Source organism: Myceligenerans halotolerans (genome assembly GCF_054782975.1).
The window spans coordinates 131887-158433 of record NZ_BAAGRL010000007.1 but is presented as its reverse complement, the minus strand read 5'-3'; the positions used below and the strand labels follow the sequence as shown (position 1 = coordinate 158433).

Sequence of the window (26547 nt, the reverse complement as noted above, 5' to 3'; positions counted from 1 at the left end):
CGTGATCTCTCCTCACAAGGCAGGTGTCTGCTCGTCGCTGACGAGGACGAGGGTGGTTCGGGCCGGCAGGTGGTACGTGTCGGGGGTCGTCAGGCGGATTCCCGGGCTGTCGAGGCAGACGTCCTCGGGTGAGGGCCGCGACGTGTCGACCGCGCGCCGCCACATCAGGCCGTCCGGCAGCCGGGGCAGCTCGAGGTCGATGTCCTCCCAGTAGGAGTTGGCGGCGATGTACACGAAGTCGGGCCTGCCGTCCTGGGTGCGCGAGCTGTGCATCAGGGCGACGAGCCGGCTCTCCTCGGTCCAGTCCGGCTGCCACGCGCCGGCGCCGTGCCAGCTGATGTCCGGGTAGCCGAACCCCGCGGTGTCGGTGCCCGTGGGGTGCTCGGCGGTCAGGCAGGGGTGTGCCCGCCGCAGCGCGACCAGGCCCGCGGTGAACCGCTGCAGCGTGCGGTGGTCCTCCCCGAGGTCCCAGTCGACCCAGGAGACCGGGTCGTCGTGGCAGTACGCGTTGTTGTTCCCGCCCTGGGTCCGGCCGAACTCGTCGCCCGCCAGGAGCATGGGCACCCCGAGGCTGGTCAGCAGGAGCGTCAGCGCGTTGCGCACCTGCCGGGACCGCAGGTCGAGGACCTCCGAGTCGGAGGTGATGCCCTCGGCGCCGCAGTTCCAGCTGTTGTTGTCATCGGCCCCGTCGCGGTTGTCCTCGCCGTTGGCCTCGTTGTGCTTGTCGTTGTACGAGACCATGTCGGCCAGGGTGAACCCGTCGTGGCACGTGACGAAGTTGATCGAGGCCTCGGTCCCGCGTTGCCGGTACATCTCGGGAGAGCCGATCAGCGCGCTCGCGAGGTTGCCGGCCTGGCCGGCGTCGCCCTTGACGAAGCGGCGGACGGTGTCCCGGAACCGTCCGTTCCACTCCGCCCACCTCCCGTAGGCGGGGAACGAACCGACCTGGTAGAGGCCACCGGCGTCCCACGCCTCGGCGATGAGCTTGCAGTCACGCAGGATCGGGTCGCCGGCGAGCGTCTCGAGCAGGGGCGGGTTGTCCAGCGGCGCGCCGTCGGGGCCCCGCCCGAGGATCGATGCCAGGTCGAACCGGAAGCCGTCGACATGGCACTCGCTCGCCCAGTACCGCAGGCTGTCGAGGATGAACTCGCGGACGACCGGGTTGTTGCAGTTGAACGTGTTCCCGGTGCCGCTGTAGTTGTAGTACTCCCCGCCCTCCCCGAGGATGTAGTACTCGGCGTTGTCCAGGCCGCGGAAGGACATGGACGGGCCGTTCTCGTTCCCCTCGGCGGTGTGGTTGAAGACGACGTCGAGGATCACCTCGATGCCGCGCCGGTGGAGCGATCGGACCAGGTTCTTGAACTCGTCCACCTGCATGCCGTGCGATCCGGTCGCCGCGAAGCCCGCCTTGGGCGCGAAGAACCCCACGGTGGAGTATCCCCAGTAGTTGAGCAGACGCTGACCGTCGGAGTTCTCGCGGGAGTTCTCGAACTCGTCGAACTCGAACACCGGGAGAAGCTCGATGCAGTTGACGCCCAGGGCCTCGAGGTGGGGGATCTTCTCGATGAGGCCGGCGAACGTTCCCGGATGGCGCACCCCGGACGACGGGTGCGCGGTGAGCCCGCGCACGTGCGCCTCGTAGATCACCAGGTCGCGCATCGGCGTCCGCAGCGGGGTGTCCCCGTCCCAGTCGAAGTCGTCGAAGACGAGCCGGCTGCGATAGGGCGGGCGGGAGCCGTCGTACCGGGTGGCGCCCCAGGTCTCCCGGCCGGAGTAGGCGCGGGCGTAGGGGTCGCACAGGACGGTCGACGGCGTGAACCGGTTGCCCGGCGCGTCGGGTCCGTCCGCCCGGTAGCCGTACTCCAGGTCCTCGACCGGCAGGTCGTACACCGTCATGGACCAGCAGCCGCCGATCCGGTACTCCTCGGGGAACGGGATCTCGGCGAAGGGCTCGTTGTCGCCCTTGCGGAAGAGCACCAGGACCATGCTCGTGGCGGTGATCGAGAAGATGGAGAAGTTCACGCCTCCGGGCACGAGGGTCGCGCCGAACGGCAGCGACCGGCCGCAGCGCACCCCGAATCCGCTGATCTGATCGGTCGGGAAGGAGTCCACCCGCCGCCGCGGCGTCGCCGCGGCCACCGTCGTCGCCGTCATGAGGTCACCGCCCCGCTGATGCTGCCGAGGTCGCGGAGCGCGTCCGTGACGCTGTCGGCGAGGGTGAAGAACTCCAGGAACCCGGTGGCCTCCATGACGGCCAGCAGGCTGTCCTGCACCCCGACGAGCGCGACCGGGATGCTCAGGGTCTGTGCCTGGCGGTAGACGAGCAGCATCATCCGGAGCCCGGCGCTCGACATGTACGGGACTCCCGACAGGTCGAGCACGAGCGCGTGATCCGTCATCATGGCGGTCGCGATCCGCTCCTGGGCCTCGGGTGCGGTGCTGCTGTCGAGCTCACCGGTGACGGCCACGACGACGGCGGACTCGGTGGTGCGGCGCCGGATCCTCAGGTCAGTCATCGTCGCCTCCCGTGGGAACGAGCGTCACCTTCACCGTCAGCCGGTCCGGGGACTCGGGGAGGGTGACGGTGAGCGCGGCGGCGTCGAACCCGTCGTATTGGACGCCGTCGATGGTCACCGCCGAGATCCTGACCGAGCCCGGCGGCAAGGCGTCGGGGGTGACCCGCAGCGTCCGGTCGGCCTCGGCGTACGGCTTGAACCACAGGTCGAGCGGACGCCCCCGCAGCAACAGGTTGTTGTAGACGGCGGCGAGGAAGCACAGTTCGGCCGAGTGGTACATGCTCATCGAGTGGCTGCCCTTGAACCGCTCGGTGCCCTGCAGGTAGGGGAGCCCGGACGCCAGCACGTTGAAGTAGACCGCGCCCTCGTCGTGGTCGAGGAAGAAGGTGTTGTAGAAGGCCTCGCTCTCGCGCGCGAGCTTCCGGTACCGGTCCTCCCCGGTGAGGCCGGCCAGGATCAGGTAGGCCAGGATCGCCTGTTCCTGCTGCCACCAGGCCTTGCGGTCGTGCCACGCCATCCGGTGCCAGCCCGCCTCGTCCGGGACCCGGTGCACGACGTCGTACCAGCCGCCGCGCTGGAGATCGCAGCCCACCTGCGGCATCAGGTCTCCGATGTGCCGCGCGAGCTCCTCGTAGCGCTCCTTGGGCTGCAGCGAGTGCATCCGCATCAGGTTCCAGGCGATCTTGAGGTTGTGGCCGACGACGGCGCGGTCCTGCTGCCAGGAGTAGCTCAGGTCGTGGGACCAGTCCTGGTGGAATCGCTCGTTGACGAACGGTGAGTACTCGTAGTCCGGGAAGTGCTCGGCGATCGTGTCGAAGGTCCGCTCGAGCATGGTGATGTGCCGGCGGTCGCCGGTCGCCAGGAAGAGATTGATGAGGTACGCGGGGGCGTGGTCCCCGACGGAGTTCCAGTTCTTGCGCGCACGGTTCGGCCCGAGGGAATCGGTGAACGGCGACAGCTGGATCGGGTCGATGTGCGAGAAGTACCCGCCCTGCTCCCGGTCGCGGAAGAACTTCTCGAACAGCCTCAGGGTGCCCTCGGCGTCGGCGTGGATCCGGGGATCCCCGGTGACCCGGAACGTCTGGATCGGACCGGCGAGCGCGTAGATCTGCTCGTACATGGGGATCGCGTCGTAGTCGTCGCCGAACTCCGAGGTGAACAGCTTCTTCTCGTAGCCGTCCTCGAACCGCACGCCGTGGTACCAGTACGTCACCTCTTCGTCGTTGTCGACGAATCGCATGTGCCGCCGCAGGTACTCGGTGCCCCGCTCCGCCGTGTCGAGGTAGGTCTCGTTGCCGGTCAGCATGTAGGCCGAGGCCATCCCGTAGACCAGCCGGGAGATGGTGTCCGTCTCCTGGGTGTGGTTCTCGGTCTTGTCCCCGCCGAGGCGGAGGATCGTCCGGTAGTCGCGGAAGTCGGCCGGCTCGGCGCCGAACTCGGCGCGCTGGTAGAAGCCGGCGAGCTGGCCCACCTGGTCGATCCACCACCGCTGGTCCTCGAAGGCGTAGCCGTCCGCCCGCCGGCCGAGGAAGTACAGGTGCATCGCGACGAACGTCGGCCCGGGGTCCCCCGGGTAGGAGATGCCGTAGGCGAGGAGCAGACGGCCGGGCTCGAGCAGGTCCTCCAGCTCACCGGAGTCCTGGTACGGGTGGCCGAGGTTGCGGATCAGCTCGGCGCCGGCCCCGGGGTCGACGTCCATCTCGACGGGCGTCCCCGCCAGCGACGTGAGCCGCAGGTGGCGGGTGGAACGGTCGTACTCCTCGACGTACCCCGCGATGGTGTCCGACCATGGCGAGATCTGCCCGCCGGCCGGCGCGGACGATTGCCGCGTGCCGGCCGACACGGATTCCTCGGTGGTGGTCATGTCGCCTCCTGGTTCGATGCTGTGCTCGGTGAGTCGGATTCGTCCTGGTAGCCCTGGCTGACTTCGACGACGACGCCGTCCGGATCGCTGATCCAGACCGTGCGCCAGCCGTCGATGAACTCGTCGAAGCCGAGCGGCCCGAGCGTGACGGGAATGTCACCGGCCCGGACCTTGCCGACGAAGTCGTCCAGTCGGTCGACCTGGAACGCGATGTGCCGGATCGTTCCCGGGGCGGCCGGCCCGTCGCCCGTGGCGTCCGCGGCCTCGCCGCCTGTCTCGAACAGCTCGAGGTAGGTGTCGCCACGGCGGAGGAACACGATCCGCGACCCGCCGGCCTCCACGAGCCTGGCTCGGCGGAAGCCGAACAGGCTGGTGTAGAAGTCCTCGGTGCGGTCGAGGTCCGCGCAGTTCAACGCGGCGTGCGACCACCTCGGGGTGTCGGCGGCCGCGGCCCTCCGCGCCGCGATCTGCTCGATCAACACGTCGGCGAAGAGATGCGCGTGCGCGCCGGACCGGCCGGTCACGAGATCCCCGTCGACGACCACGTCCTGGTCGACGTAGTGCGCGCCCATGTTCCGCACGTCGGCGACGAGGTTGTTGTGACACGTGACCGGCCTGCCCTCGACGACCTCCCGGATCGACGCCATCAGCCACATGCCGTGGCAGATCACGCCCTTGAGCACGCGGTCGTCCGCGAAGGCCCGCCGCATGAACTGCGCGGCCGGCGACGGATCGCCCGGCGTCTCCGAGTACCGGAGCCGGTCGGAAACCATGCCCGAGGGCACGATCACGGCGTCGTACCGTGTGAGCGCGGCGCCGTCGACCTCCTCGAGGTCGCCCTGCACCGTGAGCGGCGCACGCCACTCGTGGCCGGTGAAGGTGATCTCCGTCTGGCCCCAGAGCCGGGTCAGCAGGTCGACCTCGATGCCCTCCGCGGCGAACCGCATGAGGTAGTGGTAGATCTCGGGCTCGTAGTAGTCGCTCTCGATCAGGACGGCCACGCGGGTGCCCGCCAGCGGCCCGTTCCGGTTCACCTGGTAGCCGGTCATGATCGTGCCCTGATCAGATCGGAGGCCTTCTCCGCGATCGCGACGATCGCGGCATGGCAGTTCCCCGACGGGACCGACGGCATCACGCTCGCGTCCACCACCCGGAGCCGCTCGATCCCCCGCACGCGCAGCTCGGGGTCGACGACGGCCAGCTCGTCCTCACCCATCCGGCAGGATCCCGCCTGGTGGTGATAGCTGTCGGCACGGTTGCGCACGAACTCGGTCAGGTCCTCGGCCGACCGGACGTCGGGCCCGGGCATGAGCTCCGCCGCCAGGTGCGGGCGGAACGCCTCGGTGGCGAACAGGTCCCGCCCGAGCTCGACGGCTTGGACCAGCCGGTCGACGTCGGTCCGCTCGGCGAGGTAGTTGGGGTTGACCAGCGGCGGGGTGCCGGGGTCCGCGTCGGCGAGGCGGATCCATCCCCGCGACTCGGGGCGCACCACGCCGGGCAGGATGCTGACCGCGTTCGGGTGTTCCTGGCCGACGATGATGTCGAACGGGACGTGCACGAAGGCGATCTGGAGATCCGGCGCCTCCATGCCGGCCGCGGACGTGGTGAACAACACCGATTCCGACAGGTTCTGCCGGCCCGGCTCGACCGGCCGGGTGGTTTCCGCGATGAGCCCGACCAGCACGTGGTTGTGGAAGTTCTCGCCGACGCCGGGCAGGTGGTGCCGTACCGGGACGCCCACCCGACCGAGATGGTCCTGGGGCCCGATGCCGCTGAGCATCAGCAGCTTCGGCGACTCGATCGCGCCGGCGGCGACGATCACCTCCTGCCTGGCACGGACGGACACCACGCCCTGGGCCGGACCCGGGCCCCCGACGTCCCGGCCGTCGGGGAGCTCGGCCGGGGGAGCGGACTGCAGGTACTCCACCCCCGTGCACGTGGACCCGTCGAACAGCAGCCGGCGCGCCCGGGCGCCGGTGCGGACGGTGACGCCAGGACGCCGGCTCGCCGGCTCCAGGTACGACACCAGCGCCCCGGTGCGGCGCCCGTCGACGACATCGAGCTGGTGCCATGCCGCACCGTTCATGTCGCCGCTGTTGATGTCGCCCAGACGCGGGTAGCCCAGCTCGGAGCACGCGTCCAGGAACACCTCGGAGAGCGGGTTCGGCTCGTGACGGCCCGCGTCGGTCACCCGCTGCGGGCCGGTACGGCCTGCCACGGTGCTGCCGGTGCCGTCCTCGACGGCCTCGAGGCGGGCGAGGTACGGGAGCAGATCCGCGGAGGACCAGCCCTTGGCCCCCTGCGCGGCCCAGCCGTCGAAGTCGGCGGCGTGCCCGCGCACGTGCATCATGATGTAGAGGTTGCTGCTGCCACCGGGCATGAAGCCGCGGGGCTCGTACGTCGAGCGTCCCCCCAGCCCGGGCTGGGGAACGCTCGTGTATCCCCAGTCGACCGGCGAACCGAGCAGCGTGAACCACTGGTTCGCACGGTCGACCGCGGACGGCACCCTGCTGTGGCCGGCTTCCAGGACGAGCACCGACGCGTCCGAGCCCTCGCTCAGCCGGTCGGCGAGCACGCTGCCCGCCGTGCCCGATCCGACGACGATGTAGTCGTACTCCTCCACGGCGCTCACCCCCCGGTCACCGGCGCGAAGGGCGCCGTGTCGTGGAAGTTGGCCATGTAGGCGATCCGGTCGGTCCCGTCGAGCAGGAAGAGGTTCGCGACGTCGGCCGCGATCTTGTCACCACCGGGCGTGGTCGCCTCGAGCCGGGAGACGACGCAGGCCCGGAGCCCCTCGATCACCACCTCGCGGGGGGTGTTCGTGAACGTGGCGTACATCGCCGGGAAACCGGCCATCATCTCCCGGAGGGTCGCCCGGCCGTCGACCCGGCCTGCCAGCTGTTCGTCGATACGGACGTCCTCGGTGAACAGGTCACACCATCGATCCCAGTCGCCGGCGTTGGCCAGCGCGTAGTAGCGATCGATCACCTCGCGTGCCGACATCGCTACGCCTCCTTCCTACGTGCTCTTCGATTCCTGCGGTGGACTTCGGATGCCGGGTCTAGGAACGCGTGCCGTCGACGCGCACCTGCGACCAGAACTGGTTGAACCGGGTGGTCCCGTCCCCGAAGATGGCGCCCTTCCCCTCGACCACCTGGCCGTCTCTCCAGGTCAGCACGTGGACGACGTCGATGTTGAGGTACTCGTACACGTCGCGGCTGCCGTCCGCCGCGCCGGTCAGGCCGCCCTCGTTGTGGGAGATGTCGGCGGACTGGTCGCCGCCGACGAGGATCGCCTGGCGGACCATGCTGAACGAGCCGCCCGACAGCTTCCCGACCTGGGTCATGAAGTCGAGGAAGCCCGCGCGGCCCTCCCACCAGCCGGCGAGCTGGTGGTTGCCGGGGACGAGCCAGCGCATGTCCTCGGCCCACCAGCGGTTGATCTGCTCGGGGTCGCCCGACTCGAGCGCCTGGTAGGCCTGCTCGACCTCCTGGGCCGTGACCGCCATCAGCCGGCGATCCGTTCGCTCACGGGCTTCAGCGCGAAGCGGGACCACATGTACCGGTCGACGTTGTGCTGGTCCGCGGTGTGGACCTGCACCCGCTTGATCTTGCCGTCCTCGATCTCGTACGAGGTCGCGGTCGGGAACAGGAACTCGTCGTCGCCGATGCTGGCGTGGCCGAGGTGCTTCTCGATCACGGTGCCGTTCTCGAGCTCGCCGAAGTGGACGTTGTCCACCGTGATGCCGGCCTGGGAGAGGTTCCCGAAGAACGCGATCACCTGGTCGGAGCCGCTGTGCTCGCCCGACAGCGGGTGGTGGCCGGGCATCCGCCAGGCGATGTCGTCCGCGAAGAGCTCCTTGCGGACCCGGTCCAGGTCGCCGTCGTTGAAGTACTCGTACATCTTGAGGATCACATCGGTGTTGGACATGTGCGTTTCCTTCCTGATGGGATGGGTGTGCTGACCCGCGGGAGCGGGTGGATCACAGGGGCGCCGAGCCGGGCATGGCGCGGAGCTCGTCGACGATGTAGGTCGCCACCTGGAGGCGGCCGCTCTCGTCCCGCACGACCCGCCAGGTCTGGTAGGCGTCGAACCCGAGCCACTTGCTGACCGGCTCGGGCGCGTCCCAGATGCGGGCCTGCCAGTTGACGACGACCTTGAGCGTGACCTGCCGCGGGTCGTCGCCCTGGCGTACGACGGACGTGACGGTGTGCTCCTCGTCGAAGAAGCGATGGGTGACGGCGTCGTACCACTCCCGGAAGCCGGCGTACCCGTACTTGGTGGTCTCCGGGAAGACCATCTCCAGGCCGTCGTCGATCAGGTACGGCAGCACCTGATCGATGGGGTCGTGGCGGTCGAGCGCCGTGTACCAGTCGCGGGCGAACTGTGTGAGTGCCTCGTCGTCCCAGACATCGGCGGAACCGGGGGCCATGGTCTCTTCGGTCATGTTCCTCTCCTCGGAGGTGGGTCGGTGGATGGATGCGTGCCGGAGGAGCCCGGACCGCGGCTCATCGGAGCAGGTCGTCGGTGGCGAGGTCGATGACGAGCGGGCCCGATCCGGCGAACGCGGCCGCGGCCGCGGCGCGGGCCTCGTCGTGCGAGCCGACCCGGATGCCGAAGCCGCCGAGCGCCTCGGCCAGGCGGGCGAAGTCGATCGCCGGTGAACCCAGGTCGAAGCTCGACGGGTGCTCGCGGCCGGTCACGTCCCCGCGCTCGTGCCAGTACTGGTCGATGTTCTGGTTCAGGAGCTCGTAGCGGTGGTTGTTGCAGATCACGATCACCAGGTCGAGGCCGAGCCGGCGCGCGGTCCAGATCGCCTGGAAGGTGTACATCGAGCCACCGTCGCCGGTGAACGCGACGACCTTGCGGTCCGGATGGGCGAGCTTGAGCCCGATCGCGCCCGGGATGCCCACCCCGAGCGAGCCGCCGCGCGTCAGGAACCGCGTCCCGGGCTCGCGGGCCGGCAGGTGGCGCTGCACCAGCGGTGACGCGGTCAGTGCCTCGTCGAAGACGATCAGTTCCTCGTCCCCCGCGGCCCCGGCGAGCTCGGTGAGGAACTCGTCCATGACGGTCGCCGGCCGTGCCGGCCCGGGCGCGGATCGTGGTACGACGCCCGCGACCGGCTCGGTGCGCACCGCCGTCACACGGTCGCCGATCTCCTTGGCCAGCGCGTCGAGCGTCAGCTTCGGGTCGGCCACCAGCCCGAGATCGACACGGTGGTTCTTCCCGATCTCGTAGGCGTCGAGGTCGATGTGGACGATCCGGCAGTCGTCGTCGAAGGGGCTGGTCAGCGACGGGAAGACCTCGGGGAAGAGGTAGGTGCCGACCACCAGGACCCGGTCGTACCCCCGCAGGGCCGCCGTGCTCGCGGCCCCGAACATGTGACCGAGCGATCCGGCGGACAGCGGATGGCCGGCCGGCATGTTCGGTTCCGACGAGTCCACCTGCCACACCGGCGCGCCGAGCGCCTCCGCGGTGCGCACGAGCTCGGCCTGGGCGCCGGAGAACGCGACGCCGTCACCGCACAGGACGACGGGCCGGTCGCCCGAGGTGAGCAGCTGCGCGGCCTCGCTGATCTTGGACTCGGGCGGAAGCACCCGGGTGTCCGGGACCGACGTCGGATGGACGGGCTCGGTGTTCTCCGCGTCGAGAACGTCCATCGGCAGCGCGACGAACACCGGTCCCATCGGCGGCGTGAGGGCGACCTTGATCGCACGGCGGATCGTGCGCAGCAGGTTCGCCGGATGGTCGGCCCTCAGGGCCAGCTTGGTCACCGGCTTGGCCATCTCCACCAGGTCGCACGCCATCTGCGCGTCCATGCCGCCGTACTCGACGCCGGCCTCGCCGGCGATCACCACCAGCGGAGCGTGACCACGTTTGGCCTGGTAGAGCATCCCGATCCCGTTGCCGAGCCCGACGCCGCTGTGCAGCTGCACGAGTCCCGGCCGGCGGGTGGCCCTGGCGTACGCGTCCGCCGCGCCCACGGCGACGGCCTCCTGCAGGGTGAGGACGTACTCCAGGTCGGGGTGGTCCTCGAGGGTGTCGAGCAGCCCCTGCTCGACGGTCCCCGGATTGCCGAACATGTACCGGATGCCATCGGCGGCGAACTGGTCCAGGACCGCGTCACGACCGCTCCGGGCCGGCGCGGCGGGCTGCGCGCTCACCAGCCGTACCTCGTCAGCCCGTCCTCCAGCGCGGCGACCATCTTCTCGCCGGTGAGGAAGGAGTCGTTGTTGGAACGACCGGTGACGAACGGCCAGTCGACGACGACCGAGCCCTCCCGGCCGAAGTTGCCGTGATAGGCGCCGTCGGGCCCGGTGGCGTCACGGAGAATGTATTCCAGAGGATAGGGCGGCGGGCCGATCACGAAATCGGTGCCGAGAAAGCCGGTGCCGGCCTTGTAGTCGTATTCCTTGCAGTGTCCCGTGACGTGCTTTCCCCACAGGATGCTCTTTCGGTCGTCCCACTCGCGGGCGAATGCCAGCGCGGTGACCCCGTAGCACTCGGCGCCGATCAGCCGGCCCGTGCGGAGGAAGCCCAGGACCAGTGCGTGGACCCGCTCGTTGTTCGCCAGGTCGACGATGGGGCCGCTGCCGCCGACGATCAGCAGGGCGTCGAACTGCTCGGCGATCTCGGCGTCCAGGCGCTCGCGCTCCCGGTGGTACTCCTCCAGCTTGCGCAGGTAGTCGGCGTCGGAGGTGTACGGGCGCTCCGGGACCCAGCCCGTGAGGGGACGCGGGGCCTCGAGCCGGTCCGACGTGTCGAGGTCCCGCACCCTCCGGGCGACGTCGGCGGTGGTCACCGGACGGCCGAGCGGCGGGTCGACGTATCCGGCGTCCATGCTCGGAGGCAGCGCCTGCGGGCGCTTTCCCGTGGGCGTCGCGAATACCGTGGTGTATCCGGCGGTGTCGAAATGATCCAGTGGGCCGAGGAGTTCTTCACCCCAGTAACCCCATTCCGAGATCACGATCAGAATCCGCTTCGTCATGGTCGCTCCCCGTCGTGTTCGCCGGAGTCCGGCGGCGCCGTGTGTGCGGCACGGGGCTCACTATTCACGCCGTCGATGGCCGCGACCAGGACTTTCGCTCCCGACCGCGGGGCGGGGCGGTCGGCGTCGGGTCCGGCGCCGAGGTCGTTCTCCGGCGCCCGGGAGACGGATCTCGTGACGATCGGCGCGCAGACTTCTGCGACTCACGGAATTGCGGGGGAGCAGGCGCCGGCGGATGCGTGGCCCGTTCGTTTCGGGGACGTTTCCCGAGGTGATTCTTCTGCGCCGATATGCGCGGACCCCGGCGCCAATGTGCTCCGACTTCCGTGACGTTCCTACCGGACTTCGAGGCCCGGGACGGCGATGTCATGACCCGGACTTGGTCGATCGTCCGGATCGGAGGGAATCCTTTGTCCGCAGACATGGAAGATCCCGGTCACGCCGTGGCGTGACCGGGATCCTCCGTGCCCGTGGTCGGTCAGTTGAGCGCTCGATAGCGGTGCACCATGGCGACGGCGAGCGCTCCCTCCCCGACGCCGGAGGCGACCCGCTTGACCGACTGGGCGCGGATGTCGCCGGCGGCGAAGACCCCCGGGACGCTGGTCTCCAGCGGCATCGGCTGGCGGTGCGACGACCAGGCGACGTCGGCTCCCGTGAGGACGAATCCGCGGGCGTCCCGCTGCACGACGCCGTCGAGCCAGTCGGTGCGGGGCCGCGCCCCGATGAACGTGAACACGAACTGGGTCGGAAGCGTCGTCTCCGTCCCGTCGCGATCACGGACGGTGATGGCCTCCAGCAGGTCGTCGCCGTGCATCGCGGTGATCACGGTGCCGGTGCGCACCTCGATCGACGGGGTGGCGGCGATCTCGTCCACCAGGTACTGGGACATGCCCTTCTCGATGTCGTCGGACCGGATCAGGATGGTCACCCGCCTCGCGAAGTGCGCGAAGTGCATGGCGGCCTGGCCCGCGGAGTTGGCGCCCCCGACGACGAAGACGTCGGTGTCCCGGCAGTTCATGCTCTCGGTGGTCGCCGCACCGTAGAAGAGGCCCGCTCCTTCGAACCTCTCCGAGCCGGGGACGTCGAGGCGGTTGTACTGGACACCCGTGGTCAGCAGGACGGACTCGGCGCTGATCTCCGCGCCGTTGTCCAGCGTCACGATCCGCGTCGTCCCGGTCGTCCGCAGCCCGGTCGCGGCCACGGGGTTCAGCACCTCGGCGCCGAAGCGGCGCGCCTGGGCCAGGGCCCGCCGGGTGAGATCCGCGCCCGACACGCCGGACGGGAACCCGAGGTAGTTCTCGATCCGGCTCGACGTGCCGGCCTGGCCGCCGGGGCTGTCCCGGTCGATCAGCAGCGCCGACAGGCCCTCGGAGGCGGCGTAGACCGCCGCGCCCAGGCCGGCCGGGCCGGCGCCGATGATCACCGTGTCGTAGTGGGGGCGGGTCGCCGTCGTCGTCAGGCCGGTGCCCTCGGCGAGCTCGGCGTTCCCCGGTGACTGCAGGATCGCGCCGCTGGCCAGCACGACCAGGGGCAGTTCCGCGCCCGCGTGCGCGGCGAGCACCCGCCGGGCGTGCGCGTCGCGTTCGACGTCGAAGAAGTGGAACGGACGCTCGTTGCGCATCAGGAAGTCCTTGATGCGGTGGGTCGCCGGCGAGACCGCGGTACCGATCACCTCGATGCCGTCGACCGAGGCGCGGTTCCGGGTCGCCCAGTCGTCGAGCAGGTCGTCCAGGACCGGGAACAGCTTCTCTTCCGGGGGGTCCCACGGCTTGACGATGTAGTAGTCGAGCCGGACGTCGTTGATCGCCTTGATCGCGGCGTCGGTGTCGGCGTACGCGGTCAGGAGGACGCGTTTGGCGTCGGGTGCCTGCCGCCGGGTGCGCTGGAGGAACTCGACACCAGGCATGTCGGGCATCCTCTGGTCGGACAGCAGCATCGCGATGTCCTCGTCGGAGTCGGTGTACTCGGCGACGACGGCGCACGCCTCCGCTCCCGACGACGCCGCGACGATGCGATACGTGCGACCGTACCGCCCTCTCAGATCCCGCCGGACCGCGCGGAGCACCTGGGGGTCGTCGTCGACCACGACGATCACCGGGCGGTCCGGACGTACCCCGGCCTGCGGAACGGGCCGGGGCCGGGCATCGTCGTTCACGCGGGCTCCTGGACTTCCTCGTCGACGTAGCACCACAGCCAGCTCTCACCCGGTTCGACCGACTGCACGACGGGATGGCGCTGCCCGACGTAGTGCTTGGTGGCGTGCCGGTTGGGTGAGGAGTCGCAGCATCCGACATGACCGCAGGCTCGGCACATCCGCAGATGTACCCATTGGCCGCCGGTGCGCAGGCAGTCCTCGCAGCCGGCCGCGCTCGGCGTCACGTCTGCTATCTCGGCGAAGTGTTGGCACGACATGGGTTTCTCCCGTCAGGTTGTTGCGGTGGAGAGGTCGTCGGCAGGAAAGACGTCCTCCAGAACGAGGGTGATCAGCAGTACCGCGACGAGGACCGCGAGGCAGGCCACCGCACCGAGGCCGCCCGTCACGAACGCGCACACGACGAGGACGGCCGCGCTCACGAGGCGTGGCTTGTTCAGAGGTGATCGGCTCCGCAGGCGGAAGACGAGGTCGGACAGCAGGTAGCAGGCGACGCTGAGGAACAGCGTCAGCCGGGCCGCGGTGGAGAAGTCGTGGCCGTGCGGGTCGACGACGGAGGCGATGAGCTGCTTGATCCCCAGGGCGGTGAAGATGATGCCGGCGACAAGGGGGAAGTGCATGTAGCTGAACCCGTCCCGGGCCACCTTGACGCGCTCCGTGCCCTCCCGCCGCAGGAGCGCGTGCTCGGCCTGGGGTGCCACGGCGTCGAAGTAGGTCCACCACATGCAGACGCAGACGACGCCGGACAGCAGGAGGCCCAGGATCAGTTCGGCGTCGAACACGCCGCCGACGGCCACCGTTCCGACGGCCACGACCGTCTCCCCGATGGCGATGATCACGACGAGGCCGTGCCGTTCGGCGAAGTGCCCCGGGGCGGTCAGCCGCCAGTCGGCACCCGAGAGGTACACCCCTCCGTAGTCGACGATCAGCGCGATCGTCCAGAGCACGGCCTGACCGGTCCCGGGCAGGAGCGAGCCGGCGATCAGCAGGGTGACGGCCACCCCGACCGGCACGGACGCCCGCAGCACCTGGCGGCGCAGCGCCCGGTCCTGGCCCGCGGCCAGGCCGTACACCGCGAGATGCAGGATGCGCACCGCACCCAGGCAGACCGCGAAGACGAGCGCGGGCGCGACGCCCCCGGGAAGGTCGCCGTGCGAGTCCCACACCGCGGGGATGGCGACTCCGACCAGCAGCATGAGCACCATCGCGCCCATGACCGCCACCCGGATGGCGCCACGGTCGGCGCGGCCCTGATTGCCCAGCCAGGTGAAGCTGCTCCACGTGAACCAGAGGAGGGCCAGCACGAGGAGGCCCCGGGCGATGCTCGGCGGGCCGAAGTGGTGGACGACGTAGTTCCCCACCTGGGTGACCGCGAACACGAACACGAGATCGAAGAACAGCTCGAGGGTCGTGACGCGGTGCTGGTCGTCGGTCGGGTGCACCCGGCTGATCCGGGTGAGCAGGGTGTTCCTCGGCATCACAGCTCCTTCTCGCCGCTGCCGGCGGTGGGCAGGACGACGGCCGTCTGACGCCACACCAGCCCGTCGCGCAGCACCATCGTTCCCACCGCGGTGAACTGCCGGGGCCCGATCGCCTGCTCGGCGTGGTACAGCACGACGTCGGCGTCCTCGATGTGGACGTACAGGTCGAGCAGACGGGGCGAGTCGGAGTACGACTCCGCGAACATCCGCTGGATGGCGCGGCGGCCCGTGAACGTCCGGTCCGGACGGATCAGCACGGCGTCCTCGTGGTACCGGGTGGCAAGGGTCTCCCAGTCGGCTCGCTCGATCAGGGACAGATGCCGCCTGAGGAAGTCTTCGTCAGTCACCGTTCATCCTCCAACGTGCTCTCGTGTCGACGGCACAGCTTTAACCTGCTCTTCTCGGGATGCGTACCGTGAACGTGGTACGGCCCGGCTTGGACGTCACCGAGACGGAGCCGCGATGCCGCTGGGTGATGATCCGGTGGGAGAGGTGCAACCCCAGGCCCGTGCCCTTGCCGATGTCCTTGGTGGTGAAGAACGGCTCGAACAGGCGCGCCCGGACGTCCTCGGGAATGCCCGGGCCGGTGTCGGTGATCGCGACCGTGACGCACGTGCCTTCCGGTCGTACCTCGATGTCGAGCGAACCGGTGCCGGACATGGCGTCGGCCGCGTTCTCGATCAGGTTGGTCCACACCTGGTTGAGCTCGGTCGGGTACCCGGAGGCCACCAGCGGCTCGTCCGGATAGCGGCGCCTGATGTCGATGCCGTTCAGCCTGCGCGTCATCATGCGCAGCGTCGAGTCGATGCCCGCGGCGACGTCGAACTCCTGCTCGGGCGCCCGGTCGAGGTTCGTGTACTCCTTGGTCGCGGCGACGATCGACGAGATCCGGGTCGCGGCCTCGGAGATGGCGGTCGCCTCGACGACGCCGGCCTGCCGTGCGGCGACATGGCCCAGCGCGGCGTCGAGCACCTCGGCACGGACGCCTGCCGCCACCTGATCGAGCTGGTCGGTGCCCATCCCGGACTCGACGAGGGCCTCGGCCAGGTCGTCGACGTCGTCGTTCCCGATCCGGGTGTGATCCTCCAGCCACGCGACCAGTTCGTCCTCCCGTGCGGACCGGGCGATCCCCGACAGGGGCTCCGGGGCCGCCGGTACCGCGGCGATCACGTCGGCCACGTGCCGCGCCTCGGCGGCGGTCGCCGTCGCACCCCAGGCGGTCGCCGCATCCACCAGCGCCGGGATCTGCCGCTGGAGTGCCCGCGCGCTCCGGCCGACGGCGGCGGCGGGGTTGTTGAGCTCGTGCGCCAGGCCGGCGGCGAGCGTCCCCAGCGCCATGATCGTGGCGCGCTGTCCCGCCTGGATCGACGAGGAATGGAGGCGCCACGCAAGCACCGGCAGCAGGACCCGGCACACCTGCGGGACCCGCTCCAGCAGGGCGTTGAACGCGGCCCGGTCGAAGATCGCGACCCGTGAGTCGCGGGACACGGTCGCCGTCGCGACGTATGACACGTTCGCGAGGAGCGGCATCTCGCCCGTGAAGCCGTGCGCCTCGCCGGGCTTGTCCGTCTGGCCGGAGTCCTCCGTGCTGTGCCGGGTCAGCTCCTCGTCGCGATCGTCCACCCTGGTACTGATCAGCAGCTCCCCGTGCAGGAGGACGACGAACCGGTCAGGGTCGTCGCCCTCGCGGAACAGGACCAGCCCGGCGGGAGCGTCGACATCCCGGGCCAGCTCAGCGGTCCACTCGATGTCCGCCCGGGACACCTCCGCGAACAGCGCGCTCCGCGCGAGCGCGTCGGCGAACGACTCCGTGCTCATCGGGCCGTCCTCCCCCCGATACCGAATCCGGACGCGATGCTCGCCACGGTGCTCCAGTGGCTGGCCGTGCCCGGATCGCGGACGACGCCGTCCGCCGTGCTCTCGCCGGTGCCGACGCACCATCCGAGCCACAGCGTGTACGCCGCCGAGACGAGCGCCACGTGATGATGCCACCCGTGGAAGGTGCGGCCCTCGAACGCCTCCAGGGCGAACCGCGACTGGAGCTGTTCCACCATCTGGTCTCCCACCCGGGCCAGCCGCGCGATGGCGACCAGCCGCTGGATCGGCGCGTCCTCGATGTTGGTCAGCCAGAGCGCCACCGGCACGGCCTTGCCGGGCGGCCACTCCACCAGCGCCCGTAGCCGCAGCGCCGGCGCGTTCTTGACCGGCAGGCGGACCGGAACCAGCGCGAACTGGCCACGAGCGACGGCCCCGTGGCGCAACTGCCAGGTGACCGTGACCTTGGCCGGGGCGGCCTGCCGGACGATGTCGGCCAGTCCGCGGGCAGGACGCTGCTGCGCGGCCGCATCGCGCTGCAGCACGTCGGCCGAGTCGGGAAGGCTCGGCGTGTCCGCCTCGACCGCGACCACGAACTGGTAGGCGTGCGCCGCGAGCCGGGCGGTGAGCGCGGTGCACTCGGCCGGGTTCTCGCCCCGGCACACGACCGGACGCGACGGCACGGTCTCCCACGCGGACGTCTCGTCCAGCAGCCGGACGACGAGGGCGTCCCTGCTCGCGGGGATCTCGTCGCCCGGTATCCCCGCCTTGTCGCGCCGGGACGAGGCGTGCCACGACTGCGGGATGCGCAGATGCCAGTTCACCGGGACGGCCGACCGGTCCGTCACGAGGCACAACGCGAGAGACTTCTGGCAGTTGACCACCTTCTTGTGCTCGTAGACGTACTGCCGCTCGACCCCCGGCGACTGCGTCCCGTGCTTGGCGAAGACGACGTCCCTGACCACCCACGCCTCGACGCCGAACTGCTCGACCGTGACGTCCGCGATCGCCCGGCGGATGTGGTCGGGGTCCCAGTGGCTGCGGTTGAGGAACCGCTGCAGGGAGTGGTCGGCGCCCCCTCCGTTCTGGGCGATCCAGCTCACCAGCGTCCGGCTCCCCAGCTCACCCTCCAGCCGGGCCAGCCGATCGACATAGATCCGCGCCCATCGACGCTGATCCGCACGCGGAAGACCGCTGACAAGCCGCTCCAGGGCCTGCGCCCGTGACATCGCGTCCTCCATCACGACCCCGATCGGAACCGGAAGTGAGACCACGGGAACCGGGCCTCGTTCGATGGTGATCGGTGCGTCGTTCGTGTCTGGAGCATGGTCCTCCCTGAGGGTGGGGCGTTGCCGAGCAGTCACGGTCTGACCTGCATTCTTACCGACCTGGATGCCGGGCGCCAGGAAAGTAGCGGGTGACAAACTCCCACCCGGGCGCGGGACGCTAGCGGAGCTCGCCGTACGTCGCCGCGCTCATCGCGTGGCGGGCCGTCCGGTCGACCTCCCGCAGCGCCGTGCTGCGCTGGTCCACCTGCCAGAGGTTCACCGCGCCGCCGTCGTCCACCGCCCCCAGCGCGACGATCGCGCGCAGGCGCGCGGCGAGCTGCAGGACCCGCGCGCGGCGGCCGTCCAGGTGCGGCACCGGCCAGTCGGCGGTGCTCGCGGCCCGGAGGCGCTCGATGGCGTCGGCCGCGTCGTCCCGCCAGCGGGCGACGTCGAGCGAGTCCAGGGCGTCGGTGGCGGTCATCAGGCTGGTGCGCAGCTCGCGCTCGGCGTCGGACACGGACCCGATCGTGCCGAACAGCCCTGTGCTCCAGTCCGGCACCGGCCGGACCCGCCACTCGACCAGATGACCCGGCTCGAGGTGACTGCCGAACGGCGTGATCTCCGGAACGGCGGCCCAGCTGCCGTCCGTCGTCGTGATCACCACGCACTCGCCGGACTCCGTGGCGTCGTCGGTCACCACGGCCGGGACACCGGCGGGATCGCCGGCCACCGGCAGCAGCGCGGCCACGGTCCGCGGCCCGTGCGTCCACGTGGTGAGCAGCGTGCCGAGATCCGTGCCGTCCCACACCCCGGGCAGGCCGTGGACCCGATGCGGCTCGTCGTCGCCCTGGATGGCGCCCGCGGCGTCCGAGGTGTCGCCGACGCCCTGCAGCCAGAGGGCGAGGACGACGCTGCGGGGCAGGTCCGGCGCTGTGTTCATCGCCCTCACAGTATGAGACATGTCGGTTACTGTTGTGGACCATGAGCACGGTTCTCGACCTTTCGGGCGTCACAGTCCGACGCGGCACCACGACCATCCTCGACTCTGTGGACTGGCGGGTGAACGAGGGAGAACGGTGGATCGTCCTGGGGCCCAACGGCGCCGGCAAGACGACACTCCTGCAGATCATCGCGACACGCATGCACCCCACGGCCGGCCGGGCCGAGGTGCTGGGCGCCACGCTCGGCCGCACCGACGTGTTCGAGCTGCGCCCGCGCGTCGGGCTGTCGTCGGCATCCCTCGCCGACCGGATCCCCGGCGGCGAGACGGTACGCGACGTCGTCCTGACCGCCGCGTACGGCGTCACGGGCCGCTGGCAGGAGACGTACGACGACGTCGACGAGCAGCGGGCCACCGACCTGCTGGCGGCGTTCGACGTCGCGAAGCTCGCAGACCGGCACTACGGCACCCTCTCCGAGGGCGAGCGCAAGCGCGTGCAGATCGCGCGGGCCCTCATGACCGACCCGGAACTGCTGCTGCTCGACGAACCCGCCGCCGGGCTCGACCTCGGCGGGCGCGAGGAACTCCTGGGAGCGCTGACCGAACTCGCCGCCGAACCGGCGTCGCCGGTGCTGGTACTGGTCACCCACCACGTGGAGGAGATCCCCGAGGGCTTCACGCACGTGCTGCTCATGGGGCGCAGCCGCATCCACGCCGCCGGCCCGATCGACGAGGTGCTCACCGCGGACAACCTCTCGGCCGCCTTCGGCCTGCCGCTCGTCGTCGCGCACGGCGGGGGACGCTGGCTGGCGCGAGCCGCACGCTGACGAGGGCGTTACCGAACCGCCGTCGGAACTACGCCCGATTTTACTGGCCCGACGTGTGAGGGATTGGTAATCTTCGGGCAAAGGCGCCAGGTGAGCGCCCAGCTTCGGGGAGGGGATTCCGATGGAGTGGTTGTGGTGGGTCGGTGCGGCCCTACTGCTCGGTCTGATCGAGATCACGACTCTCGACTTCGTATTCATCATGTTCGCGGGCGGTGCGCTCGCGGCCGCCGGGGCCGCCGGGGCGGGCCAGCCGCTGTGGGTCCAGGTCATCGTGTTCACCGTCGTCTCGACGGTACTGCTGGTGACCCTGCGTCCGCCGCTGAAGCGGTACCTGTCCAGGGGTGGCCCCGAGACCCTCACGAACGCCGAGGCGCACGTGGGCCGGACGGCGTCCGTGGTCGAGGAGGTCACGGACGTGGGCGGCATGGTCAAGCTCATGGGCGAGGTCTGGACGGCACGCGCGGCGGAAGGCTCGCCTCCGCTGGCGGAGGGGTCTACGGTGCAGGTGGTGCGCATCGACGGCGCGACCGCGGTGGTCGCACCGAAGTCGGCAGACCAGTCGGCCTGACCGCCGGCACCCGGTTTCTACGTACACATATCGTTCGAGCGGGTGCGCCCGCGTGGTAGGAGACGCTTGTGGAAAACATCATGCTGTGGATAGTCCTCCTTATACTCGTCATCGTCGTGGTGGTGGCGCTGTCGCGGGCGGTGCGGATCGTGCCACAGGCCGTGGCGCTGGTCATCGAGCGCCTCGGTAAGTTCCACACGACGCTGACGCCGGGTTTCCACCTGCTGGTGCCGTTCATCGACAAGGTGCGCGCCGGCGTCGACATGCGCGAGCAGGTCGTGTCGTTCCCGCCGCAGCCCGTGATCACGAGCGACAACCTGGTGGTGGAGATCGACACGGTCATCTACTTCCAGGTGACCGACGCCCGGTCGGCCGTCTACGAGATCGCGAACTACATCACGGCGATCGAGCAGCTGACGGTCACCACGCTGCGTAACGTCATCGGTTCGATGGACCTGGAGCAGACGCTCACGAGCCGCGACCAGATCAACGGCCAGCTCCGCGGCGTGCTGGACGAGGCGACCGGCCGCTGGGGCATCCGCGTCAACCGCGTCGAGCTGAAGTCGATCGACCCGCCGCAGTCGGTGCAGGGCGCGATGGAGCAGCAGATGCGCGCCGAGCGCGACCGCCGCGCCGCGATCCTCACCGCCGAGGGTGTCAAGCAGTCCGCGATCCTCACCGCCGAGGGTGAGAAGCAGTCGGCGATCCTGCGGGCCGAGGGTTCGGCGCAGTCCCAGATCCTCGAGGCCGAGGGTGAGGCGCGCGCGATCCTCCAGGTCTTCGAGGCCATCCACCGCGGCAACGCGGACCCGAAGCTGCTGAGCTACCAGTACATCCAGATGCTGCCGCAGCTCGCGAACGGCACGTCGAACACCAACTGGGTGATCCCCACCGAGTTCACCGCCGCGATGTCGAGCATCGCCAAGGGCTTCGGCGGTGGCGCCGCCGCGGGCGACACCGGCCCGACGCCGCCGCCGGTCACGCCGACCACCGACTTCCTCACCGGGGGCGGCATCCTGCCGAGCGCCGGCGACGCCCTGGCCGAGGCCCAGCGCCAGGCGGAGGCCGCCACGGCGGACGCCACCGAGTCCGGTACCCGCTCGGGCGCGCCGTTCGACCCGTCGGCCGAGCGCGGTCAGCGCCCCGGCGGCTCGACGCAGGCACGCCAGACGCCGTCGACGCCGCGCCCGCGCCCGGTGAACGGCGACGAGGGCGAGGTCCCGCCGCCGCCCCCGCCGCAGCAGTAGTTCCGGCGTAGCCTCGGCCGCCCCGCCCGCGACTTTCGTGGGCGGGGCGGCTTTTGCGCGGGCGCGTGATGTGGTCGGTCCGTTGTCCGTGCGGTCGGTCGCCCGGGGGGCCGACTTCTCGACTTCGGGCCGACCACTCGACATGGGGCCGACCACATGGTGCCGCCTTCGGTTGCGGAGTGAGTGCTCACTCAGTTATGGTGGCGTCGTGTCCCCGACCCGAGAGACCTCCGCCGCGGCCAACGGCGACGGCCGCCGCCGCGCGGCGCCGATGGCCCCGGAGGAGCGCCGCGCGGCGATCGTCGAGGCGGTGATGCCGCTCGTCGCGGAGCGCGGTGTGGAGACGACCTCGCGCGAGCTGGCCGAGGCCGCGGGCGTCGCCGAGGGCACCCTGTTCCGCGCCTTCGGCGACAAGACGTGCCTGATCGGCGAGGTAGCGCTGACCGGCCTGCTGCGCGCGTCGGACCCGGCGGTGACCCGCGCCGATCTCGAGTCGATCGATCCGCGGCTGCCGCTCGTCGACCGGGTACGGCAGGTCATCGAGCGTGGCCAGCGGCGCTCGGAGGAGGCCGTCGCGTGGGTCATGGTGCTGCGCTTCCTGCACACACGGGAGGGCGTGGACGAGCGGGACCGCGCCCACCAGGAGCGCGCCCGGGAGATGCGGGCGCGGCTCATGGACCAGCAGGAGATCCGCCGCACGGTCGTCGAGGAGACCCTGGGACGGCTGCTCGCGCAGGAGCTCGACCGGCTGCGGGTGCCGATCGAGGTCGCCGTCTCGCTGATCGAGGCCGCCACCGCCCACCACCGTCCCGGGCTCGAGCGGATGGGTCCGCCCCTCCCGGCCGATGTCCTGGCCGACGCCCTGGTCCACGGGATCGTCGGCGAAAAGCGTTCGCCGGACCTGAAGGTTCCTGATAGCCATTACTCGCCCCCCGCCGCGTCCGCCGGCAACGAGGCGGCCTCCCATCACAGCGAGGAACACTGAATGCTCGTCCAGCTCTCGCGCAGGTACCTGCGCCCGTACGGTGCCGCCGTCGTGCTGCTGCTGGTGCTCCAGCTCCTGCAGACGCTGGCCAACCTCTACCTGCCCTCGCTGAACGCCGACATCATCGACAACGGCGTCGTGCAGGGCGACATCGCCTACATCTGGCGCACCGGTGGGTGGATGCTCGGCGTGAGCCTGCTGCAGGCCGCGACGGCGGTCGGTGCCGTGTACCTCGGTGCGAAGGCCGCCACCGCGTTCGGCCGGGACGTCCGGCGTGACCTGTTCTCGACGGTGCAGACGTTCAGCGCCCGCGAGGTGGGGCAGTTCGGGGCGCCGACCCTCATCACCCGCACCACCAACGACGTCCAGCAGGTGCAGCAGGTGCTGATCATGATGTTCACGATCATGGTGATGGCGCCGATCATGCTGGTGGGCGGCGTGTTCATGGCGCTGCAGGAGGACGTGGAGCTGTCCATGCTGCTGCTCGTCGTCGTCCCCGTGCTGCTGGTGTGCGTAGGGCTGCTGATGTGGCGCATGGTGCCGTACTTCAGGGCCATGCAGGCCAGGATCGACACGATCAACAGCGTGCTGCGCGAGCAGATCACCGGCCTGCGCGTGGTGCGCGCCTTCGTCCGGGAGCGGCGCGAGGTCGAGCGGTTCGACGTCGCCAACGAGGCGCTCTACGACACGTCGCTGGGGGCGGGCAAGCTCATGGCGATGGCCTTCCCGCTGGTGATGCTCGTCATGAACCTGTCCAGCGTGGCCGTGCTCTGGTTCGGCGCCGGGCGGATCGACTCGGGCGAGATGCAGATCGGGGCGCTGACGGCGTTCATCGCGTACCTGATGTTCATCCTCATGGCCGTGATGATGTCCACGATGATGGTCATGATGGTGCCGCGCGCCGCCGTCGCGGCGGGCCGCATCTCGGAGGTGCTCGCCACGAGGACGTCGGTCGTCGAACCGGCCGACCCGTCCCCGCTGAGCGGCCTGTCCGACGGCGCCGGCCCGCGCGGCCTGGTCACGTTCGAGGACGTCACGTTCGGGTACCCGGGAGCCGAGGCGCCGGTGCTGCACGGGCTGAGCTTCACGGCCCGCCCGGGCGAGACCACGGCGATCATCGGCTCCACGGGCGCCGGCAAGACCACGCTGCTGAACCTGGTGCCGCGGCTGTTCGACGTGACGGGCGGCCGCGTCCTGGTCGACGGCGTCGACGTGCGGAGCCTGAGCACCGACGACCTCGGCTCGCTGCTGGGCATGGTGCCGCAGAAGGCGTTCCTGTTCAGCGGCACGATCGCGAGCAACCTCCGGTACGGCAAGCCGGACGCGAGCGAGGACGAGATGTGGCAGGCGCTCGAGATCACCCAGGCGCGGGACTTCGTGGAGGCGCTGCCCGAGGGGCTCGACGCGCCGGTCGGCCAGGGCGGCAGCACCTTCTCCGGCGGCCAGCGCCAGCGCCTGGCGATGGCGCGCGCGGTGGTGCGCGAGCCGAAGGTCTACCTTTTCGACGACTCGTTCTCCGCGCTGGACTACGCCACCGACGCCCGGCTGCGGGCCGCCCTCGCGCCGCGTACGCGGGACGCCACGGTGATCGTCGTGGCCCAGCGCGTCGCGACCATCCGGGACGCCGACCAGATCCTCGTGCTGGAGCACGGCCAGATCGTCGGCCGCGGACGCCACCACGAGCTGCTCGACCGGGACCACCCGGACTACAGCGAGACCTACGAGGAGATCGTGACGAGCCAGATGACGCTGGAGGAGGCGGCCTGATGAGCACGCACAACGGAACGCGGTCGGGCAGCGCCTCCACCGAGGCGAGCGACGCGGAGACGGCGCGTGAGGCGTCGCGCAGCGGCGCCCGGCGCGGCCCGGGTGCCGGGCCGATGGGCGGCATGGGCATGCCGGCCGAGAAGCCGCTCGACTTCAGGGGCTCGCTGCGGCGATTCGCCGCGGTCATGCGACCGGAGCGGGCGCGGGTGGTGCTCCTGACGCTGTTCGGCGTGATCTCGGTCGCGCTCACCGTCGCGGGCCCGAAGATCCTGGGTGAGGCGACGGACGTCATCTTCCGCGGCGTGGTCGGCACGATGCTCGCCGGACAGGTCCCGGCAGGCACTCCGGTCGAGGAGGTCACCGAGGGCCTGCGGGCCCGGGGCGAGGACCAGATGGCGGACATGCTCGCGGGCATGGACGGCGTGGTGGTCGGGCAGGGGGTCGACACCGGGCAGCTCGTCACCGTCCTGGCCTGGGCGGTCGGCGTCTACGTGGCGGCGTTCCTGTTCGGCTGGCTGCAGGCGCGCATCACGGCGGTCGCCGTGCAGAACACGATGCGCCGGCTGCGGGAGGACGTCGAGGCCAAGCTGCATCGCATCCCGCTGTCCTACGTGGACAAGCAGCGGCGCGGGGAGATCCTGTCGCGCGTCACCAACGACATCGACAACGCTGCCCAGACGGCCACCCAGACCCTCGCGCAGCTGGTCACGTCCCTGCTGACGGTGGTGGGCGTGCTGGCCATGATGTTCTGGATCTCGTGGATCCTGGCGCTGGTGGCGCTCGTGACCGTACCGCTGTCGGTGGTGATCACGATGCAGATCGCGAAGCGCAGCCAGCCGCAGTTCATCAGGCAGTGGTCCAGCACCGGCAAGCTCAACGCGCACATCGAGGAGATGTTCACCGGGCACGCGATCGTGCGCGTGTACGGGCAGCAGCGGGCGGCGGCGGAGACGTTCGCGGAGGAGAACGAGCGCCTGCACGCCGCGACCCGCAACGCGCAGTTCATCTCCGGCACGATGCAGCCGTCGATGGGTTTCATCGGGAACCTCAACTACGTGGTGATCGCCGTGGTGGGCGGCCTGCGGGTGGCGTCGGGGCAGCTCAGCATCGGTGACGTGCAGGCATTCATCCAGTACTCGCGCCAGTTCACGCAGCCGCTGACGCAGGTGGCGTCGATGATGAACCTGCTGCAGTCGGGCGTGGCGTCGATCGAGCGGGTCTTCGACCTGCTCGACGCCCCGGAGCAGGAGCCGGACCCGGCCCGTCCGGTGGTGCCGGGCGACGGCGGTCCGGTGCGGGGCCGGGTGGTGTTCGAGGACGTCGAGTTCTCGTACGACCCGGACGAGCCGCTGATCACGGGGCTGGACCTGACGGCGGAGCCGGGACAGACGGTCGCGATCGTCGGGCCGACGGGTGCGGGCAAGACGACGCTGGTCAACCTCCTGATGCGGTTCTACGAGGTGAACGGCGGCCGCATCACGCTCGACGGCGTCGACACCCGCGAGATGACGCGCGACACGCTGCGCGGCAGCATTGGGATGGTGCTCCAGGACACGTGGCTGTTCAAGGGCTCCATCGAGGAGAACCTGCGCTACGGCGTGCGCGACGAGATCACCGACGCCGAGTTCCTGGAGGCGACCCGGGCCACGCACGTGGACCCCTTCGTCCGGACGCTCCCGGGCGGCTACGAGACGCAGATCGATGACGAGGGAACGAGCCTCTCGGCGGGGGAGAAGCAGCTCCTGACCATCGCCCGTGCGTTCCTCGCCGACCCGGAGATCCTCGTGCTGGACGAGGCGACGAGCTCCGTCGACACCCGCACCGAGGTGCTGGTCCAGGAGGCGATGCACCGGCTGCGCCAGGGCCGCACGGCGTTCGTCATCGCCCACCGGCTGTCCACCATCCGCGACGCCGACCTGATCCTCGTGATGGAGCACGGCGACATCGTGGAGCAGGGCTCCCACGACGAACTGATCGCGGCGGGCGGCGCGTACGCGCGCCTCTACGCGAGCCAGTTCGCGGCCCCGGTGGTCGACGAGGAGCCGGCGCCGGAGGGCGCGGAGGCTCCCGCTCCCGCCTGAGCCCTGGCGCAGATGCGGTGTGCGTCCTAGTTTGGGGACGTTCTGTTG

General features: G+C 70.3%; 24 protein-coding genes. 6 read left to right on the top strand and 18 right to left on the bottom strand.

What is annotated here, in order from left to right:
• Positions 1-12 precede the first annotated feature (12 nt).
• The 18 genes from glgX to ACYVK5_RS06995 all read right to left on the bottom strand — a co-directional run bounded on the left by glgX (position 13) and on the right by ACYVK5_RS06995 (position 19024).
• Positions 13-2154 (bottom strand): glycogen debranching protein GlgX, encoded by a 2142-nt coding sequence (gene glgX, locus ACYVK5_RS07080; protein ID WP_460703253.1) that lies wholly within the window; start codon positions 2152-2154, stop codon positions 13-15.
• A complete protein-coding gene (locus ACYVK5_RS07075) occupies positions 2151-2516 on the bottom strand; it encodes an STAS domain-containing protein (RefSeq protein ID WP_460703251.1) in 366 nt (121 codons plus the stop codon). The genes glgX and ACYVK5_RS07075 overlap by 4 nt, the downstream gene beginning before the upstream one ends.
• A complete protein-coding gene (locus tag ACYVK5_RS07070; protein WP_460703249.1) occupies positions 2509-4380 on the bottom strand; it encodes an AGE family epimerase/isomerase in 1872 nt (623 codons plus the stop codon). The genes ACYVK5_RS07075 and ACYVK5_RS07070 overlap by 8 nt, the downstream gene beginning before the upstream one ends.
• Positions 4377-5429 (bottom strand): DJ-1/PfpI family protein, encoded by a 1053-nt coding sequence (locus ACYVK5_RS07065; protein ID WP_460703247.1) that lies wholly within the window; start codon positions 5427-5429, stop codon positions 4377-4379. The genes ACYVK5_RS07070 and ACYVK5_RS07065 overlap by 4 nt, the downstream gene beginning before the upstream one ends.
• Positions 5426-7012 (bottom strand): GMC family oxidoreductase, encoded by a 1587-nt coding sequence (locus ACYVK5_RS07060; RefSeq protein WP_460703245.1) that lies wholly within the window; start codon positions 7010-7012, stop codon positions 5426-5428. The genes ACYVK5_RS07065 and ACYVK5_RS07060 overlap by 4 nt, the downstream gene beginning before the upstream one ends.
• Positions 7009-7383: a nuclear transport factor 2 family protein gene (locus ACYVK5_RS07055; RefSeq protein ID WP_460703243.1), complete on the bottom strand. Its 375-nt coding sequence runs from the start codon at positions 7381-7383 to the stop codon at positions 7009-7011. The genes ACYVK5_RS07060 and ACYVK5_RS07055 overlap by 4 nt, the downstream gene beginning before the upstream one ends.
• Positions 7384-7441: 58 nt before the next feature.
• Positions 7442-7888, bottom strand: a complete 447-nt coding sequence (locus ACYVK5_RS07050) for a nuclear transport factor 2 family protein (RefSeq protein WP_460703241.1) — start codon at positions 7886-7888, stop codon at positions 7442-7444.
• Positions 7888-8310, bottom strand: a complete 423-nt coding sequence (locus ACYVK5_RS07045) for a nuclear transport factor 2 family protein (protein WP_460703239.1) — start codon at positions 8308-8310, stop codon at positions 7888-7890. Before ACYVK5_RS07045 ends, ACYVK5_RS07050 begins: the two co-directional genes overlap by 1 nt.
• Before the next feature lie 52 nt (positions 8311-8362).
• Entirely contained in the window at positions 8363-8827 is a 465-nt protein-coding gene (locus ACYVK5_RS07040) for a hypothetical protein (protein WP_460703237.1), read from the bottom strand.
• 61 nt (positions 8828-8888) lie between these two features.
• Positions 8889-10544: a thiamine pyrophosphate-binding protein gene (locus ACYVK5_RS07035; RefSeq protein WP_460703235.1), complete on the bottom strand. Its 1656-nt coding sequence runs from the start codon at positions 10542-10544 to the stop codon at positions 8889-8891.
• Positions 10541-11368 (bottom strand): type 1 glutamine amidotransferase domain-containing protein, encoded by an 828-nt coding sequence (locus tag ACYVK5_RS07030; RefSeq protein WP_460703233.1) that lies wholly within the window; start codon positions 11366-11368, stop codon positions 10541-10543. The genes ACYVK5_RS07035 and ACYVK5_RS07030 overlap by 4 nt, the downstream gene beginning before the upstream one ends.
• Positions 11369-11846: 478 nt before the next feature.
• A complete protein-coding gene (locus tag ACYVK5_RS07025) occupies positions 11847-13523 on the bottom strand; it encodes an NAD(P)/FAD-dependent oxidoreductase (protein WP_460703231.1) in 1677 nt (558 codons plus the stop codon).
• Positions 13520-13780 carry a UBP-type zinc finger domain-containing protein gene (locus ACYVK5_RS07020; protein ID WP_460703229.1) on the bottom strand — a complete coding sequence of 87 codons (261 nt, stop codon included), beginning with the start codon at positions 13778-13780 and terminating at the stop codon, positions 13520-13522. Before ACYVK5_RS07020 ends, ACYVK5_RS07025 begins: the two co-directional genes overlap by 4 nt.
• A 12-nt stretch (positions 13781-13792) precedes the next feature.
• Positions 13793-14998, bottom strand: coding sequence for a low temperature requirement protein A (locus ACYVK5_RS07015; RefSeq protein WP_460703227.1), 1206 nt, complete (start codon positions 14996-14998; stop codon positions 13793-13795).
• Positions 14998-15348, bottom strand: coding sequence for a nuclear transport factor 2 family protein (locus tag ACYVK5_RS07010; protein WP_460703226.1), 351 nt, complete (start codon positions 15346-15348; stop codon positions 14998-15000). Before ACYVK5_RS07010 ends, ACYVK5_RS07015 begins: the two co-directional genes overlap by 1 nt.
• A gap of 40 nt (positions 15349-15388) precedes the next feature.
• Complete coding sequence (locus ACYVK5_RS07005) at positions 15389-16819, bottom strand: sensor histidine kinase (protein ID WP_460703224.1); 1431 nt, start codon at positions 16817-16819, stop codon at positions 15389-15391.
• Positions 16816-18045, bottom strand: a complete 1230-nt coding sequence (locus tag ACYVK5_RS07000; RefSeq protein ID WP_460703222.1) for an IS701 family transposase — start codon at positions 18043-18045, stop codon at positions 16816-16818. The genes ACYVK5_RS07005 and ACYVK5_RS07000 overlap by 4 nt, the downstream gene beginning before the upstream one ends.
• A gap of 217 nt (positions 18046-18262) precedes the next feature.
• A complete protein-coding gene (locus tag ACYVK5_RS06995) occupies positions 18263-19024 on the bottom strand; it encodes a hypothetical protein (RefSeq protein WP_460703220.1) in 762 nt (253 codons plus the stop codon).
• 41 nt (positions 19025-19065) lie between these two features.
• On the opposite strand from ACYVK5_RS06995, the gene ACYVK5_RS06990 reads away from it, so the two are divergent.
• From ACYVK5_RS06990 to ACYVK5_RS06965, 6 genes are all read left to right on the top strand, one after another.
• Entirely contained in the window at positions 19066-19851 is a 786-nt protein-coding gene (locus ACYVK5_RS06990; protein WP_460703218.1) for an ABC transporter ATP-binding protein, read from the top strand.
• 121 nt (positions 19852-19972) lie between these two features.
• Complete coding sequence (locus tag ACYVK5_RS06985) at positions 19973-20419, top strand: NfeD family protein (RefSeq protein WP_460703216.1); 447 nt, start codon at positions 19973-19975, stop codon at positions 20417-20419.
• Positions 20420-20499: 80 nt separating this feature from the next.
• Positions 20500-21666 carry an SPFH domain-containing protein gene (locus ACYVK5_RS06980; protein ID WP_460703337.1) on the top strand — a complete coding sequence of 389 codons (1167 nt, stop codon included), beginning with the start codon at positions 20500-20502 and terminating at the stop codon, positions 21664-21666.
• Between the two features lie 208 nt (positions 21667-21874).
• Complete coding sequence (locus ACYVK5_RS06975) at positions 21875-22651, top strand: TetR/AcrR family transcriptional regulator (protein ID WP_460703214.1); 777 nt, start codon at positions 21875-21877, stop codon at positions 22649-22651.
• Positions 22652-24418 carry an ABC transporter ATP-binding protein gene (locus tag ACYVK5_RS06970; RefSeq protein ID WP_460703212.1) on the top strand — a complete coding sequence of 589 codons (1767 nt, stop codon included), beginning with the start codon at positions 22652-22654 and terminating at the stop codon, positions 24416-24418.
• Positions 24418-26499, top strand: coding sequence for an ABC transporter ATP-binding protein (locus tag ACYVK5_RS06965; protein WP_460703210.1), 2082 nt, complete (start codon positions 24418-24420; stop codon positions 26497-26499). The genes ACYVK5_RS06970 and ACYVK5_RS06965 overlap by 1 nt, the downstream gene beginning before the upstream one ends.
• Positions 26500-26547: the final 48 nt, after the last annotated feature.

Coding starts and splice junctions, on each gene's coding strand:
- ACYVK5_RS06980 (WP_460703337.1), top strand. CDS start 20,500: ATGCTGTGGATAGTCCTCCTTATACTCGTCATCGTCGTGGTGGTGGCG.
- ACYVK5_RS06990 (WP_460703218.1), top strand. CDS start 19,066: ATGAGCACGGTTCTCGACCTTTCGGGCGTCACAGTCCGACGCGGCACC.
- ACYVK5_RS07020 (WP_460703229.1), bottom strand. CDS start 13,780: ATGTCGTGCCAACACTTCGCCGAGATAGCAGACGTGACGCCGAGCGCG.
- ACYVK5_RS06970 (WP_460703212.1), top strand. CDS start 22,652: ATGCTCGTCCAGCTCTCGCGCAGGTACCTGCGCCCGTACGGTGCCGCC.
- ACYVK5_RS07005 (WP_460703224.1), bottom strand. CDS start 16,819: ATGAGCACGGAGTCGTTCGCCGACGCGCTCGCGCGGAGCGCGCTGTTC.
- ACYVK5_RS07065 (WP_460703247.1), bottom strand. CDS start 5,429: ATGACCGGCTACCAGGTGAACCGGAACGGGCCGCTGGCGGGCACCCGC.
- ACYVK5_RS07045 (WP_460703239.1), bottom strand. CDS start 8,310: ATGTCCAACACCGATGTGATCCTCAAGATGTACGAGTACTTCAACGAC.
- ACYVK5_RS06985 (WP_460703216.1), top strand. CDS start 19,973: ATGGAGTGGTTGTGGTGGGTCGGTGCGGCCCTACTGCTCGGTCTGATC.
- ACYVK5_RS07075 (WP_460703251.1), bottom strand. CDS start 2,516: ATGACTGACCTGAGGATCCGGCGCCGCACCACCGAGTCCGCCGTCGTC.
- ACYVK5_RS07050 (WP_460703241.1), bottom strand. CDS start 7,888: ATGGCGGTCACGGCCCAGGAGGTCGAGCAGGCCTACCAGGCGCTCGAG.
- ACYVK5_RS07055 (WP_460703243.1), bottom strand. CDS start 7,383: ATGTCGGCACGCGAGGTGATCGATCGCTACTACGCGCTGGCCAACGCC.
- ACYVK5_RS07030 (WP_460703233.1), bottom strand. CDS start 11,368: ATGACGAAGCGGATTCTGATCGTGATCTCGGAATGGGGTTACTGGGGT.
- ACYVK5_RS07040 (WP_460703237.1), bottom strand. CDS start 8,827: ATGACCGAAGAGACCATGGCCCCCGGTTCCGCCGATGTCTGGGACGAC.
- ACYVK5_RS06965 (WP_460703210.1), top strand. CDS start 24,418: ATGAGCACGCACAACGGAACGCGGTCGGGCAGCGCCTCCACCGAGGCG.
- glgX (WP_460703253.1), bottom strand. CDS start 2,154: ATGACGGCGACGACGGTGGCCGCGGCGACGCCGCGGCGGCGGGTGGAC.
- ACYVK5_RS06995 (WP_460703220.1), bottom strand. CDS start 19,024: ATGAACACAGCGCCGGACCTGCCCCGCAGCGTCGTCCTCGCCCTCTGG.
- ACYVK5_RS07070 (WP_460703249.1), bottom strand. CDS start 4,380: ATGACCACCACCGAGGAATCCGTGTCGGCCGGCACGCGGCAATCGTCC.
- ACYVK5_RS07000 (WP_460703222.1), bottom strand. CDS start 18,045: ATGTCACGGGCGCAGGCCCTGGAGCGGCTTGTCAGCGGTCTTCCGCGT.
- ACYVK5_RS07015 (WP_460703227.1), bottom strand. CDS start 14,998: ATGCCGAGGAACACCCTGCTCACCCGGATCAGCCGGGTGCACCCGACC.